We start from the raw sequence: 13,894 nt of genomic DNA on the forward strand, positions 1-13,894 counted from the left end.
AAATATTTATTTGCAAATTTTACCAAATTTTTATAAAATACGCTTCAAAAAAGGACATAAATGGCAAATAACAAATCTGCGCTAAAAAGAATTAGACAAACAAAAAAAAGAACTGAAAGAAACAGATACTTCAGAACAAGAATCAAAACTATCACTAAAAAAGTAGAAAGTGCAGTAGCAGAAGGTAATTATGAAGCAGCTTTAGAAGCTTGGAAAGAAGCAAACAAAAAATTCCAAGGATACATCAACAAAGGTATTCTTAAGAAAAACACTGCAAGAAGAAAAATCAGTAGATTACACCACTTAGTAAAATCAATCGAACCGTCAGCATAATTTTTAAATAAATCATCCTCTTTCCCCCCACCCCACTAAAACATTACATATACACTCTCAAATATTGATGATATAATTTCAAAAATTTTATAATCCATAAAGGACAAAAATGTTATTGGATAAATTAAAACCTTTTGTTGAAAAATATAACGAAATAAATCAAATGCTAAGCTCACCTGAAATTACACAGGACATTAAAAGAATGACAAAATTATCACGTGAGGCGAGAAGTCTTGAACCAATCGTTGAAAAAGCAAAAGAGTATGAAAACATAATAAACACCATAGAAGAAGCCAAAATGATGCTGGACGATCCCGAAATGGCTGAACTTGCAAAAGAAGAATTAAAAGAAGCCGAAGAAAAACTGCCTGAGCTTGAAGAGGAGATCAAAATCCTTCTTCTGCCAAAAGACCCTAACGACGACAAAAACATTTTCCTTGAAATAAGAGCCGGAACAGGAGGGGATGAAGCGGCTCTTTTTGTCGGAGATTTACTAAAAGCGTATTTAAGATACGCCGACAACAAAGGCTGGAAAGTTGAAATTGTAAGTGAGAGCAAAAGCGATGCCGGCGGATATAAAGAGATTATTTTACTAATCAAAGGCGAAAGCGTATATTCAAGACTAAAATACGAAGGAGGAACCCACAGGGTTCAAAGAATCCCGGCAACGGAATCACAGGGAAGAATCCACACTTCCGCCGTTACAGTGGCCATAATGCCTGAAGTTGACGATGTGGATATAGAACTTGACCCTAAAGATATCAAAATAGAAGTAATGAGAGCCGGAGGTGCGGGCGGACAGCACGTAAACAAAACCGAAAGTGCGGTAAGAATGACTCATATTCCTACAGGAATAACAGTTTCTATGCAGGATGAAAGAAGCCAGCAGAGAAACAAAGAAAAAGCAATGCAGATACTTAAAGCCAGAGTTTTTGAAAAACTTGAAAACGAAAGACTCGCCGCTATCGGAGAAGCACGTAAAAGCCAGGTGGGAAGCGGTGACAGGAGTGAGAGGATCAGAACATACAATTACCCTCAAAACAGAATAACGGACCACAGAATCGGCCTGACGCTGTATAGACTTGAACAAATTATGAGTGAAGGGCTTTTTGATGAAATTATTGACCCATTAATCGCTCACTATCAGGCGGAAGCTTTAAAAGAAGCAGGACTATAGAATTTTTTCCTGCTTAATTATCTAAATGTCTTTCAAATATAGTGTCAGGCACTATATGAAAAAGATAATTACTTTTTATCTTACCAAATAGCGTATTTTAATTTCTTGCACTTTGTTGGATTTTGTTTGTTTGATATTAAGAAAGGCTCTAATTCAATTTTTTATCAATCATTGAGCGTTTAGTATTGAATAGTACAAACCCAGTTTCTTAAAAGATTAATAAAATAATTAATAATATATAAATTTATCAAAATTCTAATACATTAAAAAATTAATTAACATTAATAATTATAAAAACTCCATTAACCATAACTAAGACGTTAAAATATTAATAACTATAGCAACTTAACAATTCCAAAAACTAATAACCTATTAACCTTAAACTAAAATACCCGCTTATTTTCTTACCCACTTATCAACTTTTTAAAAAATCCCTGAGTATTTCGGCATGATCAAACACAAGCTCATCCCACGGTATATCTTCAAGTTTAACTAAGAAAGCTTCCTTTGCATCATCACCCGCTTTTGGCAATTCATTTGCACTGCAAACAAAAACACAGCTTGCGGTATGAAGCCTCGGATCTCTATCTGGGTCTGAATACACACCTAAAAGTTTTTCAATCTTAACATCAAGGTTTATCTCTTCTTTCATTTCACGCTTTAATGCAACTTCTACCTTTTCTCCTCTGTCAACGAATCCTCCTGGTAATGCAAACCCAAGAGGTGGGTTTTTTCTTTTTATAAGAACAATCCCTCTAAATTCTGGGGTAAAAATTTTCACTATTCCGTCTACAGTTAAATAAGGAGTTTCCGGAGGCCACATAATATATCCTTTTATTTGACTAATTTTAATATAAAACCTTAATTAATAAATTAATTTTTTACAACATAAATCATTCAGTGCCAGACACATATATGATATAAAACTATAACCCAAAAAAAGGGTTAAATTTTAAACTGACTTATTTCTTTTAATAATTTTTCAGCAAGTTGAGTAATTTTTTCAACATTTTTATTATTTTGAAACACTTTATTTTTATTTTCATTAGACATTTTTTGAATTAGACCCATTTTTTCAATAAATTCTTGCATAATTTTAACAATAGCTTCTAATTTATCAACATTATGCTGTACTTTTTGCACCACTTCTTCCATTTCTGTAGACACATCCCCTATTTTTTCTTGTACTTCATGTGTCTGATTGGTTACAAGATTTACATTTTCTATATTTTGATGCATTTGATCATTGGCCGTATTAATAGACTGTACGATCACATTAATAGTCGCATCTATTTCCCCTAAGCTTTTTTGTGTTCTTTCGGCAAGTTTTCTAACTTCATCTGCTACCACGGCAAACCCTCTTCCGTGTTCACCTGCTCTTGCTGCTTCAATGGCTGCATTTAATGCAAGAAGATTTGTTTGATCCGCAATTTCACTAATTACCGTAAGCACATTTTTAACCTGTTCAGCTTCTTGCGAAAGTTGCTGTAATTTTGACGCCAAATCGTTTTCATTTTCTGCATTTTGCTGAATGTTTTCCATTGTTCTGTCCATTAAATTAAGAGCTTCTCTTAAGCTTTGATTCGCAACTAAAATACTTCTTTTAACTTCATTGGAAGTTTGGGACTCTTCTAATAAGTTATCTTTAAGCTCGTCTGCTGTTTTAGCTGCTTGAGTTACAATTTCCGCTTCTTTTTGAATATTTTCATTAATTGAAGAAAAAGCGTTTTTTAAACTAATTGCTACGCTTCTGTTTTCATTAGAACTCTGATATGCACTTGTCATAACTTCATGAAGAATAGCAAGGAACTCTTTCAATGCCATTCTAATAGTTCCGAATTCATCTTTTTCATAAATTCTTACTTCGAGTGAAAGATCTTTATCTTGAGCAATTTTAAGAATCAATCCTTTTAGACTTCTAAGCTGCATTTCAAGTTTTTTAACACTCATATACCCGATAATTATCATAATAATATTAATCAACACACCAATAATTGTTTGCAAAATATAATGATTTGATACTTTATTTAAGTCATTTAAAATAATGTCGGCAATATTATCATCAATTTGTTTTAATATATTTATTTTTTTGGTTATCGTTTTAAACCAATATTCAGGATCAATATTAAAATTCCCAGTTTGTGCTTTTTGTAAAGCAATATTTCTCATTCTCTGAACTTCTTTAAAAGACGGATCCTGAACCATTTTATAATACATTTTTTTCATTTCAGGAGAAGCAAATGTTAAAAAGTCATCCAAAAACGCATCCTGCTCTGAAATAAGTCTAATAAATTTAACAAACATTCCTGGTTTAAATTTATCCGCACCGAATGTCGCACTAAGTACAGCTCTTTCTATTCCGGCTCTTTCTTTGGCTTTCAAAAAACTAACATATGCGGCCAAATCCATTGCAATTGTTTCGTTTGGAGCCAATCTTGAAGTAAGACCGATTATTTTTAATATCGTCGCATTCATTTGCGTATACCATGCAACTTCATCTTTCACACTTATAGACAAATTACTTACTTTTTGTCTTATCTGAGGTAGTTCATTTAAATATCTATTTAATTTATTAATTTCTTCTTCCAATTCACCGTCATATTTTGCAATATCTATTTTTTTAAGTGTCTGCAAATAAGCTTTAATTTTTTCATCTGTTGACAATCTTTGTTTTGGTAGAATCGTTTTAAATTTTTTACCTTTACTGCCTAAATATCCGGCACTTGCTCCTCTTTCTTTTTGAGTTTCATGTATTAATGCACTTAACGATTTACTTAAAACAACCAACTCTTGTAAGTTCGACTTAATTCTTTCTATCTTCATAGAAGTCATAAAATCTCTTATATTGTAATAAGAAATAACCAATGTAGCCAAAGTAACAATAATTATCATAGTATTACGAAGTGAAAGTGCATTAAACATTTTTCTCATTGTTCTACCTTTTTTTTATTTATTATAACACATAAAAAAATATTTTTTCGAGTATTTTGATATAATCAAAAACGAATAATTTATAATACGTTTTAGCAGTGTAAAATTTGTAAAAAAGGAGAAAAGTTAAATGAAAGCATATGATTTTTGTTTACCTAATCAAGACGGAGTTGAAATTTGTTTAAGAGATTTAAAAGGTAAATGGATTATTTTATACTTTTACCCTAAAGACAATACTCCTGGATGTACTACTGAAGCTAAAGAATTCAGTGAACTATTAGATGAATTTGAAAAACTTGGTGCAATCGTAATCGGAATAAGTCCAGATAGCCCGAAAAGACACTGTAATTTTATAGAAAAGCACGGACTTGAAGTAACTCTTTTAAGCGATGAAGAAAAAGAAGTCCTTAAAGCTTACGGAGCATGGGGCAAAAAGAAAATGTACGGAAAAGAATATGAGGGAGTTATCCGCTCAACGTTTATAATAAATCCTGAAGGCGAAATCGTAAAAGAATACAAAAAAGTAAAAGCGAAAGGTCACGCGGCAAAAGTTTTGGAAGACTTAAAAGAACTTATTAACTCTTAACCCTCTTCCCCCTTCACAATTTCACAACTTATCTACTTAACAACTGATCCACTATTTATTAAAACCCGTACCTTTTCATAGCGCTTGCAGCTTCTTTTTTGAGTTCTTTTTCTTTCATTACACGTCTTTTATCGTGAAGTTTTCTACCTTTTGCAACTGCAATTTCAAGTTTGGCACGGTTACGATTGTTAAAATATATTCTAAGAGGTACAAGAGTATATCCTTTTTCACTTGTATAACCTGCGAGTTTTGCAATTTCATTTTTGTGCAAAAGAAGTTTTCTGGGTCTTTTCTCATCATGTTTAAAGGCGGAATATGTTGTCTCAAGGTTGCTTATATGCCCCTGCAGCCACCATACTTCACCGTCTTTTATTCTGACATATGAATCCTTAAGGTTCACCCTTCCCTGACGAAGAGCTTTAACCTCACTGCCTTTGAGTTCTATCCCTGCTTCATATTTATCATATATATCATAATCATGATACGCTTTTCTATTTGTTGCAACAACCTTCATGCAATACCTCCCTGCTTTTCACTTTTCATTTTTCACTTTTAAAAAGCGTCCCGCCTTTATGTTCACCCTTTAAAAACGCCTTAACGTCACTTAAATCGAATCCGCTTGTTAAAAACATAGATTTGCCTCTGTCCATTAAAAATTTTGCAGCTTTAAGTTTTGTTACTATTCCGCCGGTTGCAAATTTATCATTTGGATTACATTCTTGTTTTAACCACTCGTCATTTATTTCAGTTACGATTTTAAGAGGCTTGGCATTTTTGTTTGTTTTTGGATTGTCTGTGTAAAAAGCGTCTATGTCACTTAAAATTATAAGCATATCCGCATTAAAGTAATACGTAACATAAGCACTTAATTGATCATTATCACCGAATAATATTTCCTCTACAGAAACCGAATCATTTTCATTAATAATAGGAATAACTTTGTTTTCAAGTAAAACGTTTATCATTTTTTGCGCATTGTCAGTTCTTTTTCTGCTGTCAAAATCGGCGGCCGTTACGAGAACCTGTGCTACAGTCACATCATATTTATGAAATCTCTCTTTATACTCTTTCATTAAAAGAGGCTGACCGATTGCTGCAAGGGCCTGTTTGTTTTCAAGTTTACTTTTATCAAGCGGGCACCTCGTATATCCGGCTCCCACCGCACCGCTGCTTACCAATAAAACCTCATATTCTTTATTCAGTTCGCTTAGAAGCTCTACAATATCATCAATCCTGCTGCTGAGTTTTCCGTTTTCGTATAACGTGGCAGTCCCGACTTTAAAAACTATTCTCTTCATTTTCTTTTCTTTTATTTTTTTCCACTAAATCAAAAAGTGCAAATTTCAAAGCTTCTATATTTATATTTGCTACGGAACTTATAGGAAGTACAAATGTTTTGTCATCAAAATGACAAGGCAGATTCGGATCCGCTTTAAATTTAGGCTCAGTCTTTGAAATACCAAGTTTTTCAAAAAACTCTTCAATTTTTTCCACTTCAACACTGTCACATTTTGTAAGAGCAATAGCATAATCCCTGCTTGCAAGTTTTTCACTGTACTCTTTTAGTTCTTTTTGAAGTGTTTTAAACTGATAAACAGGATCTCTGTATGAACTTAAATCAATCATATATAGAATCGTCGATGTTCTTTCAATATGTTTTAAAAACTCAATCCCAAGTCCCTTACCTTCATGTGCGCCTTCAATAATACCCGGAATGTCAGCCATTACAAAACTTCTGTATTCATCCACCCTTACAACTCCGAGTTTCGGTGTAAGAGTCGTAAATTCGTAATTGGCTATTTCAGGTCTTGCGTTACTAAGTGTACTGATTAATGTCGATTTTCCTGCATTCGGAAATCCTACAAGCCCCACATCGGCGATTAATTTAAGCTCTAATACAATTTCAAGCTCCTGGCCTTCCTCTCCTGGTTGCGCATATCTCGGAGTCTGGTTTCTCGGCCCTCTGAAATGCCAGTTTCCAAGTCCTCCCCTTCCGCCTTCAAGAAGTACTTTTCTCTCACCGTCTTCTTTCATATCCAAAAGCACTTCGCCTGTTTCTGCGTTTTTAATAACTGTCCCGGGAGGTACTTTTAAAATCAGATCTTCACCGTTCGCACCGTGTTTTTTTCTGCCTTCTCCCGGTCTTCCGTTTTTAGCTTTTAAAAGTTTTCTTCCTTTATAGTGTGAAAGAGTATGCGTGTTTTTATCACATTCAACGATAACATCACCGCCTTTGCCTCCGTCACCTCCGTCAGGTCCTCCTTTTACTACGAACTTTTCACGTCTGAAACTTACACAGCCCTGACCGCCTTTACCGGATTTTACTTTTAATTTTATATTATCTACAAACATCTGTTTCCTTTTATAATGGATAATAGGTAATGATTAATTTTAATATTACATATGCCAATAACTATTAGCTATTAGCCATTAACTAATTATGAATTTTATCAAATTATGAAATAAAAAGTGGGGGAAAGAGAGAATTAGTTGTTTTCGATTGGGTATACTGAAACTTTTTTTCTTTGTTTATCTTTAATTTCGAATTTTACGTATCCGTCGATTAAAGCGTAAATTGTATGATCTTTTCCAAGTCCAACGTTATTACCAGGGTGAACTTTTGTTCCTCTTTGTCTGATAATAATATTACCTGCTCTTACGAATTCTCCTCCGAATTTTTTAACGCCAAGTCTTCTACCAGCAGAATCTCTGTTGTTCTGAGTTGACCCTTGTCCTTTTTTATGTGCCATGGAATCTCCTTAAATTAAGCTACGATTTCTTTAATTACAACTCTTGTGAAGTCTCTTCTGAAACCTCTTTTTTTTCTTGAGTCTTTTCTTCTTCTTTTTTTGAAGATGATTACTTTTTTTCCTCTTGCATTATTAATTACTTCTGCTACTACTTTAGCACCTTCTACTGTAGGCGCACCGATTTTAGTATCATCACCTTTAACTAATAATACTTCATTAAGTTCTATACTTGATTTAGGCTCAGCACCTTCAATTCTATCAAGTTCTAATACGTCTCCAACGCTTACTTTATATTGTTTTCCGCCATGTTTAATAACTGCATACATTTTGTTAACCCTTTATTGGTTTTTTAGGATGAAATATTAACTATATTTCCTTAAACTAAACTTAAATTAAGAAAACTTTAAGTTTTTATTCTACAAATGCCACGCATTCGATCTCTACTTTTGCACCTTTTGGAAGTTCTTTTACCGCAACAGTACTTCTTGCGGGCTTATGTTTAAAATATTCACCGTATACTTCGTTTACCGCAGTGAAATTGTTTATATCATCCAAAAATATTGTAGTTTTTACAACATTTTCAAGTTTTACCCCTGCAGCTTCAAGAACAGCTTTTAAATTTTCACATACCTGTTTTGTTTGAGTTTTTACATCAACATCTAAAAAATCACCCTCTGGTGTCAATGCTATCTGTCCGGATGTATATATAAAATTACCTACTTTAACTGCCTGAGAATACGGACCTATTGCTTCGGGAGCATTTTTAGTATAAATTTTTTGCATATACTCTCCTTTTTGCGAAATTATATCACATTACACCTTGAATAGTATGGTGTCGTTATGGTTTATTGGTGTATTAGATATTGATATTTTATACGGTTCATAAAGCTGTAAAACAGATAAGCGGGTATTTTAGTTTAAGGTTAATTGGTTATTTGTGTATTGGTTATTAGTTTTTGGAATTGTTAAGTTGCTATAGTTATTAATGTTAATTAATTTTTTAATGTATTAGAATTTTGATAAATTTATATATTATTAATTATTTTATTAATCTTTTAAGAAACTGGGTTTGTACTATTCAATACTAAACGCTCAATGATTGATATAAAATTGAATTAGAGCCTTTCTTAATATCAAACAAAACCCAACAAAGTGCAAGAAATTAAAATACGCTATTTGGTAACACATTAATAAACAACACCTCTACTCCTACAATACCTTACACTAAATAGTTGATGATTTATATAAAACTCAATATTTCTTTCATATTTCCCATTTTATATACATAATTCCCTATATTAAACTCTTCATTTCCAGCTTCAATATTCAATTCTTTCTACACCCTAAAAAATCTTACTATTTTTCAGATATCCCGCTTTTTAGATTTTTTTTACTTTTCACTTTTCGCTTTTAATTTTTCATTTTTTAAAACTTCCCTTGTATATTGACGCCCTATTTCTATTAGCTCCAAGGCTCTGTGGAACTCATACCATTTTGCTGTGTCTTTTGGGAATTTAATTTCAATATCAGGCGTATATTCTGCTCTTCTGTATCTAAAAATAACCTGCATCATAAGCTCAATAGACATATTGGTAGGATCTTCTTTTTCTTCAAATATTTTATCCCACATTTCATGAAGAAGATTTATTTTCTTTTTTGTCTCTTTTTTATATTTTACATTTAAGTTTTTACTTTCATCCCCATATAAGTTAACTGCAATAATCAAATCTGTCATATCACTCATTACAGGAGCCACCGGCATTAGGTTTAAAACCCCTCCGTCTACCAAAAGCATATTATGAAATCTAACAGGTTCAAATACTCCAGGAATTGCAGCGGAAGCCTTTACGGCGTTCCACAAAGGTCCTTTTTGAAACCATACCTCTTTTCCTTTATTCAAATCAGTGGCTACTGCAGTAAATTTTATAGGCAGATCTTCAATATTGTATTCACCCACAAGTTCTTTGATTTTATTAAATATTTTGTCCCCGTTTAATTTGAACGGCGGTTTGATAAATTTCAGGATATCAATAAGCTCAAGTTCTTCTACCCATTTTTTATATATATCCAACTTACCGCATGCTTCAAGTGCACCGATTAACGCTCCCATAGAAGTACCGCTTATTGAAGCTATTTCATATCCTTGAGCCTTTAATTCTTCAATTACTCCGATATGAATATAGCCTCTGGCACCTCCTCCGCTTAATACCAAAGAGATTTTCATTAATATCCTTTTTATTGATATTCTAACAAAAAAAATGCACTGTTTTACATAATGAATAGATAAGAAAGAAACTAAAAAAATTCAATAACTTCACAACTTAATCACTTAAAATCCAATAAGCAATATACAAATATACTAATATACAATTTTAAAAAAAGAATTATATAGTGCCAGACACTTAATAAAGTGTAATAAAAAGAAAAAAGATAAAAAATTATCTTTTTGAGAATTGTGGAGATTTTCTTGCTTTCTTTTTCCCGTATTTTTTTCTTTCTACTTTTCTTGCGTCTCTTGTTAAAAGACCTGCAGGTTTAAGAATTGATCTAAACTCAGGCGCATATTCTACTAACGCTTTAGAAATTCCGTGTTTAACCGCATCAGCTTGAGCAGCAAAACCACCACCGAAAACTTTTACGTCAATATCAACTGCATTTTCTTGTTTAGTTAGCATTAATGGCCATCTAACTCTAAGTTTAAGAGCTTCTCTTCCACCTAAGAACTCATCTAACGGTTTACCGTTAACTGTAATGTTCCCGCTTCCAGCTTTTAACCATACTTTAGCGATTGCTTCTTTTCTTTTTCCTGTTGCGTAAATTCTTCCGTGCATTTTCATTAGTTACCCTTTACTTGAGCTGTATGAGGATGATTTTCACCTGCGTATACTTTTAATTTTTTAAGCATCTTTCTTCCAAGTTTTGTTTTTGGAAGCATACCTCTTGTTGCTAATTTGAATAATTTTTCAGGATTGTTGTTAAGAAGTTTTTCAACTGTCTCTTCTTTTAGGTTACCAAAATATCCTGTGTGTTTATAGTATTTGTCTTCTAATTTTTTAGATGTTGAAAATTTAACTTTATCAGCGTTAATTACAACAACATAATCACCACAATCTACATGAGGAGTATAATAAGGTTTATGTTTACCTCTTAAAATTGTAGCAATTTCAGTAATAATTCTACCGAAAACTTTATCTTTTGCATCTATTAAAATCCAATCTCTTTTAACATCTTCTTCTCTAATTGATTTAGTAAATTTCATTATCACACCTTTTGTGAATTTTTTAGGTATGGAATTTTAGTTTAGAAAACTTAAAAGAACCTTAATTTAAGGAAAGTTTAAGAAAAAAGCAAAGAAAAAGACTTTTTTTTACTTTTAAAAGCTCTGAAATTTAATAACCAACTCAACCTCGCCCGCAGGAATTCTAAGTTCTCTGCTTATTTCTTCAATAGAATATCCGTTTTTATAAAGATTAATAATTCTTTGCTCATCCGTTTTATTAATATTAGAAAAATCAACCATTTTACTTTTCATTGAATGTTCGACACTAAAGAGCTTATTTTCAAGCTCTTTTATGTATTTAATGTTTTTTTCTTCCATTTTTTTAATATTTTCAACAAGTTTCTCAATTACGCTTTCCATTTCTTCGAGCATTCTTTGGGTATCTTTGTTGTTTAGTTCTTTTTTAAGTTTGTATACTTCCTGATTTATATCTTCCAATGCCAATTCCATTGCGGCCAATTTTGAATCCACATTTTTGTCTCTTTTTAACATATAAAAAAATAAAAACAGTATGAACCCGCTAAGCCCCAAAAACATTATAATTTCTATTTTACCCATTTTTCCCCTTCATCTCTCTAATAATAGCCCTTTCTCTTGCCATAATAAACGCATTGTAATCTTTTACATCTCTTTCATGCATAAGTAAAATTTTAGCAAGTTTTTCATTTTCGGCTTCAAATACTACAGGAACGTCCCTCGGAGGAAAAACAGGCAAAGACATTCTTCCGTAATATTTCATTTTAGGTTTAAACAGATTTTCTTTAATTTCAAAATACTCAAAACCTATTTTTTCGATTTCCGTTTTATAATCAAGCTTTATGAGCTCTTTTTTTTCGTTTTTTACATATGCAGTAAGTTCATCTACTTTTCTGTGAAGAGCTATTAACAGTTCAAGCAAAACCGGATCCGTCTCTTTCGTCTCTCCTCTTGCTTTTGCCAACTTTATATACTGTCCTATAGGATCGTCACTTTCACTTCCGAGTTTGTCAAATTCTTCTTTGAGTTTATCGTTATACTCACTAAACTCAAATTCAATATAAGCGGGTATAAGTCTTGGCATTATGAAACCTTATCCAAAATAATTAAAATCAAAAACGCAATTCCGAGATAACCGTTAACGTCAAAAAATGCTTTTGGAATGTTTTTAAAATCGCGTCTTACAAGTTTTTGTTCATAATAAAGCATCACCCCTCCGAGCACAACCGCCAGCCATCCGAAAAATCCGAGATTGGCATACGCCGCAAACAGCGCCCAAAACACAACACTGAAGACATGAAACATACTTGATATAAAAATAGCTCCTTTTTCACCTACAAGAGCGGGTATAGAATGAAGCCCCTCTTCTTTATCGAATTCCATATCCTGAAGAGAATACAAAATATCAAATCCCGCCACCCAAAACATTACTCCAAGAGCCAAAAATACAGACCAGCAAGGAATCGATGCCGTAATTGCAATAGCTCCGGCTATAGGTGCGAGACCAAGAGACACTCCAAGTACAAGATGTGCAAATTCACTGAATCTTTTAAAATAACTGTATCCCCCGAGCACTATCAAAATAGGAATAGAAAGTTTAAACGCCAAAGGGTTGATTAAATAAGCCACACCTATAAAAATTAAAGCGTTCGCAAGTATGAAAAGTTTAATTTGACTTTCCGTTATTTCCCCTGTAACAGACGGTCTTTCCTGTGTTCTTGGGTTTTTGGCGTCTATATCCCTGTCAACAAGCCTGTTTACCGCCATTGCGAAGTTTCTTGCACTAACGGCTGCCAATATGCCTAAAAATAGTAGTTTCCATCCAAACCACCCGTCAGCGGCCACCACCATAGCTATCAAAATAAAAGGTATACTAAAAATCGTATGGGAAAATTTTACAAGCTCCATATATTTTTTTATCATTATGTGTCTCCTTACAGCTTCACAACTTATCAACTTCACAACTTATTTTGTATAATTGTAACAAAAAAGGTGAAGATGTTTGCTATTATAGGTCCTACCGCCAGCGGAAAAAGTGATTTGGCAATAAAACTCGCATTAAAACTTAATTATGAAATTTTATCACTTGATTCACTGAGTATTTATAAAGAAATAGACATAGCCTCAGCAAAACCTTCAAAAGAAGAACTCTCAAAAGTAAAACATTACGGTGTAAATGAAATATATCCTAATGAAAAATTCGATGTTATGAAGTTTATAGAGATATATAAAAAAATTCCTCATAAAAACATAATAATAGTCGGAGGAACCGGGTTTTATTTAAAAGCCATGCTTGAAGGCATATCACAAATGCCTGAAATTACCGATGAAATCAAAAAAAAGGCCAAACAAAAAGACTACGCTTTTTTTGAATCTGTGGATCCAGATTTCGCTTCCAAAATCTCACCGAACGATACATACAGAATACAAAAGGGTCTTGAGATATATTTTGCTACAAAAACACCTCCAAGCGTTTATTTCAAAAACAACCCTCCAAAACCGGTCCTTCCCGATATTCCCATTTTTGAAATTGCGGTTGATAGAAGCGTTTTGAGAGAGCGGATAAAAAAAAGAACCGATAAAATGTTCAACTCCGGTCTTATCGACGAAGTGGCGTATCTTGAAAAAAAATACCGTGACAGAAGGCTTCCGGCATTAAAAGCCATAGGTATTAAAGAAGTTCTTGATTATTTCAACGGAAAATACACATTAAAAACCTTAAAAGAAAAAATAATTACAAACACTGCAAGACTCGCAAAAAGACAGCAGACGTTTAATAAAACTCAGTTTAAAAAAAAGATTTCAGCACCTCTTGAAGAATTAGAAGAAATTATTTTATCAGAAATAAAATAAAAAAACCC

Annotated in this window: 18 protein-coding genes; 4 read left to right on the forward strand and 14 right to left on the reverse strand. The window is 32.8% G+C overall.

Annotated features, from left to right (window positions below; genetic code table 11):
* Nucleotides 1-60: 60 nt before the first annotated feature.
* Nucleotides 61-333, forward strand: coding sequence for a 30S ribosomal protein S20 (gene rpsT / locus NAMH_RS06855; protein WP_012663980.1), 273 nt, complete (start codon nucleotides 61-63; stop codon nucleotides 331-333).
* Nucleotides 334-442: 109 nt separating this feature from the next.
* Nucleotides 443-1,510, forward strand: a complete 1,068-nt coding sequence (gene prfA / locus NAMH_RS06860; protein ID WP_015902831.1) for a peptide chain release factor 1 — start codon at nucleotides 443-445, stop codon at nucleotides 1,508-1,510.
* Nucleotides 1,511-1,925: 415 nt separating this feature from the next.
* Here prfA and NAMH_RS06865 read toward each other — a convergent pair whose 3' ends face one another.
* Both NAMH_RS06865 and NAMH_RS06870 read right to left on the reverse strand, forming a co-directional pair.
* Nucleotides 1,926-2,333 (reverse strand): NUDIX domain-containing protein, encoded by a 408-nt coding sequence (locus NAMH_RS06865; protein ID WP_015901869.1) that lies wholly within the window; start codon nucleotides 2,331-2,333, stop codon nucleotides 1,926-1,928.
* Between the two features lie 122 nt (nucleotides 2,334-2,455).
* Nucleotides 2,456-4,441: a methyl-accepting chemotaxis protein gene (locus NAMH_RS06870; protein WP_012663612.1), complete on the reverse strand. Its 1,986-nt coding sequence runs from the start codon at nucleotides 4,439-4,441 to the stop codon at nucleotides 2,456-2,458.
* A 130-nt stretch (nucleotides 4,442-4,571) separates the two neighbouring features.
* On the opposite strand from NAMH_RS06870, the gene bcp reads away from it, so the two are divergent.
* The gene (gene bcp / locus NAMH_RS06875) at nucleotides 4,572-5,027 is read left to right on the forward strand and encodes a thioredoxin-dependent thiol peroxidase (protein ID WP_015902085.1); all 456 of its coding nucleotides are present in this window, start codon (nucleotides 4,572-4,574) and stop codon (nucleotides 5,025-5,027) included.
* 58 nt (nucleotides 5,028-5,085) lie between these two features.
* Here the strand turns inward: bcp and smpB are convergent, their stop codons facing one another.
* From smpB to mqnP, 12 genes are all read right to left on the reverse strand, one after another.
* Nucleotides 5,086-5,541 carry an SsrA-binding protein SmpB gene (gene smpB / locus NAMH_RS06880; protein ID WP_012663479.1) on the reverse strand — a complete coding sequence of 152 codons (456 nt, stop codon included), beginning with the start codon at nucleotides 5,539-5,541 and terminating at the stop codon, nucleotides 5,086-5,088.
* 25 nt (nucleotides 5,542-5,566) lie between these two features.
* Nucleotides 5,567-6,325: a glutamate 5-kinase gene (gene proB / locus NAMH_RS06885; protein ID WP_015902414.1), complete on the reverse strand. Its 759-nt coding sequence runs from the start codon at nucleotides 6,323-6,325 to the stop codon at nucleotides 5,567-5,569.
* Nucleotides 6,306-7,379, reverse strand: coding sequence for a GTPase ObgE (gene obgE / locus NAMH_RS06890; protein ID WP_012663448.1), 1,074 nt, complete (start codon nucleotides 7,377-7,379; stop codon nucleotides 6,306-6,308). The genes proB and obgE overlap by 20 nt, the downstream gene beginning before the upstream one ends.
* Before the next feature lie 134 nt (nucleotides 7,380-7,513).
* The gene (gene rpmA / locus NAMH_RS06895; protein ID WP_015902555.1) at nucleotides 7,514-7,777 is read right to left on the reverse strand and encodes a 50S ribosomal protein L27; all 264 of its coding nucleotides are present in this window, start codon (nucleotides 7,775-7,777) and stop codon (nucleotides 7,514-7,516) included.
* A 14-nt stretch (nucleotides 7,778-7,791) separates the two neighbouring features.
* On the reverse strand, nucleotides 7,792-8,103 hold the full coding sequence (gene rplU, locus NAMH_RS06900; RefSeq protein ID WP_015902176.1) for a 50S ribosomal protein L21: 312 nt from the start codon (nucleotides 8,101-8,103) through the stop codon (nucleotides 7,792-7,794).
* Between the two features lie 85 nt (nucleotides 8,104-8,188).
* A complete protein-coding gene (locus tag NAMH_RS06905) occupies nucleotides 8,189-8,560 on the reverse strand; it encodes a RidA family protein (protein ID WP_012663745.1) in 372 nt (123 codons plus the stop codon).
* Nucleotides 8,561-9,167: 607 nt separating this feature from the next.
* Nucleotides 9,168-10,001 carry a patatin-like phospholipase family protein gene (locus tag NAMH_RS06910; protein WP_015902400.1) on the reverse strand — a complete coding sequence of 278 codons (834 nt, stop codon included), beginning with the start codon at nucleotides 9,999-10,001 and terminating at the stop codon, nucleotides 9,168-9,170.
* Nucleotides 10,002-10,215: 214 nt separating this feature from the next.
* A complete protein-coding gene (rpsI, locus tag NAMH_RS06915) occupies nucleotides 10,216-10,608 on the reverse strand; it encodes a 30S ribosomal protein S9 (RefSeq protein ID WP_228368718.1) in 393 nt (130 codons plus the stop codon).
* Between the two features lie 5 nt (nucleotides 10,609-10,613).
* Nucleotides 10,614-11,036 carry a 50S ribosomal protein L13 gene (gene rplM / locus NAMH_RS06920; RefSeq protein ID WP_012663498.1) on the reverse strand — a complete coding sequence of 141 codons (423 nt, stop codon included), beginning with the start codon at nucleotides 11,034-11,036 and terminating at the stop codon, nucleotides 10,614-10,616.
* A gap of 114 nt (nucleotides 11,037-11,150) precedes the next feature.
* Nucleotides 11,151-11,615 (reverse strand): DUF6115 domain-containing protein, encoded by a 465-nt coding sequence (locus NAMH_RS06925; protein WP_015901753.1) that lies wholly within the window; start codon nucleotides 11,613-11,615, stop codon nucleotides 11,151-11,153.
* Nucleotides 11,608-12,117: a hypothetical protein gene (locus NAMH_RS06930; RefSeq protein ID WP_015902526.1), complete on the reverse strand. Its 510-nt coding sequence runs from the start codon at nucleotides 12,115-12,117 to the stop codon at nucleotides 11,608-11,610. The genes NAMH_RS06925 and NAMH_RS06930 overlap by 8 nt, the downstream gene beginning before the upstream one ends.
* The gene (mqnP, locus tag NAMH_RS06935) at nucleotides 12,117-12,956 is read right to left on the reverse strand and encodes a menaquinone biosynthesis prenyltransferase MqnP (protein ID WP_015902723.1); all 840 of its coding nucleotides are present in this window, start codon (nucleotides 12,954-12,956) and stop codon (nucleotides 12,117-12,119) included. The genes NAMH_RS06930 and mqnP overlap by 1 nt, the downstream gene beginning before the upstream one ends.
* A gap of 75 nt (nucleotides 12,957-13,031) precedes the next feature.
* On the opposite strand from mqnP, the gene miaA reads away from it, so the two are divergent.
* On the forward strand, nucleotides 13,032-13,886 hold the full coding sequence (gene miaA / locus NAMH_RS06940) for a tRNA (adenosine(37)-N6)-dimethylallyltransferase MiaA (RefSeq protein ID WP_012663992.1): 855 nt from the start codon (nucleotides 13,032-13,034) through the stop codon (nucleotides 13,884-13,886).
* The last annotated feature ends 8 nt before the right edge of the window (nucleotides 13,887-13,894 follow it).

This window comes from Nautilia profundicola AmH (genome assembly GCF_000021725.1).
GTDB classification, from domain to species: Bacteria; Campylobacterota; Campylobacteria; order Campylobacterales; family Nautiliaceae; genus Nautilia; species Nautilia profundicola.

What these genes read in the sequence shown, in the direction of transcription:
- rpsT (WP_012663980.1), top strand. Translation starts at nt 61, where the DNA reads ATGGCAAATAACAAATCTGCGCTAAAAAGAATTAGACAAACAAAAAAA.
- prfA (WP_015902831.1), top strand. Translation starts at nt 443, where the DNA reads ATGTTATTGGATAAATTAAAACCTTTTGTTGAAAAATATAACGAAATA.
- NAMH_RS06865 (WP_015901869.1), bottom strand. Translation starts at nt 2,333, where the DNA reads ATGTGGCCTCCGGAAACTCCTTATTTAACTGTAGACGGAATAGTGAAA.
- NAMH_RS06870 (WP_012663612.1), bottom strand. Translation starts at nt 4,441, where the DNA reads ATGAGAAAAATGTTTAATGCACTTTCACTTCGTAATACTATGATAATT.
- bcp (WP_015902085.1), top strand. Translation starts at nt 4,572, where the DNA reads ATGAAAGCATATGATTTTTGTTTACCTAATCAAGACGGAGTTGAAATT.
- smpB (WP_012663479.1), bottom strand. Translation starts at nt 5,541, where the DNA reads ATGAAGGTTGTTGCAACAAATAGAAAAGCGTATCATGATTATGATATA.
- proB (WP_015902414.1), bottom strand. Translation starts at nt 6,325, where the DNA reads ATGAAGAGAATAGTTTTTAAAGTCGGGACTGCCACGTTATACGAAAAC.
- obgE (WP_012663448.1), bottom strand. Translation starts at nt 7,379, where the DNA reads ATGTTTGTAGATAATATAAAATTAAAAGTAAAATCCGGTAAAGGCGGT.
- rpmA (WP_015902555.1), bottom strand. Translation starts at nt 7,777, where the DNA reads ATGGCACATAAAAAAGGACAAGGGTCAACTCAGAACAACAGAGATTCT.
- rplU (WP_015902176.1), bottom strand. Translation starts at nt 8,103, where the DNA reads ATGTATGCAGTTATTAAACATGGCGGAAAACAATATAAAGTAAGCGTT.
- NAMH_RS06905 (WP_012663745.1), bottom strand. Translation starts at nt 8,560, where the DNA reads ATGCAAAAAATTTATACTAAAAATGCTCCCGAAGCAATAGGTCCGTAT.
- NAMH_RS06910 (WP_015902400.1), bottom strand. Translation starts at nt 10,001, where the DNA reads ATGAAAATCTCTTTGGTATTAAGCGGAGGAGGTGCCAGAGGCTATATT.
- rpsI (WP_228368718.1), bottom strand. Translation starts at nt 10,608, where the DNA reads ATGCACGGAAGAATTTACGCAACAGGAAAAAGAAAAGAAGCAATCGCT.
- rplM (WP_012663498.1), bottom strand. Translation starts at nt 11,036, where the DNA reads ATGAAATTTACTAAATCAATTAGAGAAGAAGATGTTAAAAGAGATTGG.
- NAMH_RS06925 (WP_015901753.1), bottom strand. Translation starts at nt 11,615, where the DNA reads ATGGGTAAAATAGAAATTATAATGTTTTTGGGGCTTAGCGGGTTCATA.
- NAMH_RS06930 (WP_015902526.1), bottom strand. Translation starts at nt 12,117, where the DNA reads ATGCCAAGACTTATACCCGCTTATATTGAATTTGAGTTTAGTGAGTAT.
- mqnP (WP_015902723.1), bottom strand. Translation starts at nt 12,956, where the DNA reads ATGATAAAAAAATATATGGAGCTTGTAAAATTTTCCCATACGATTTTT.
- miaA (WP_012663992.1), top strand. Translation starts at nt 13,032, where the DNA reads ATGTTTGCTATTATAGGTCCTACCGCCAGCGGAAAAAGTGATTTGGCA.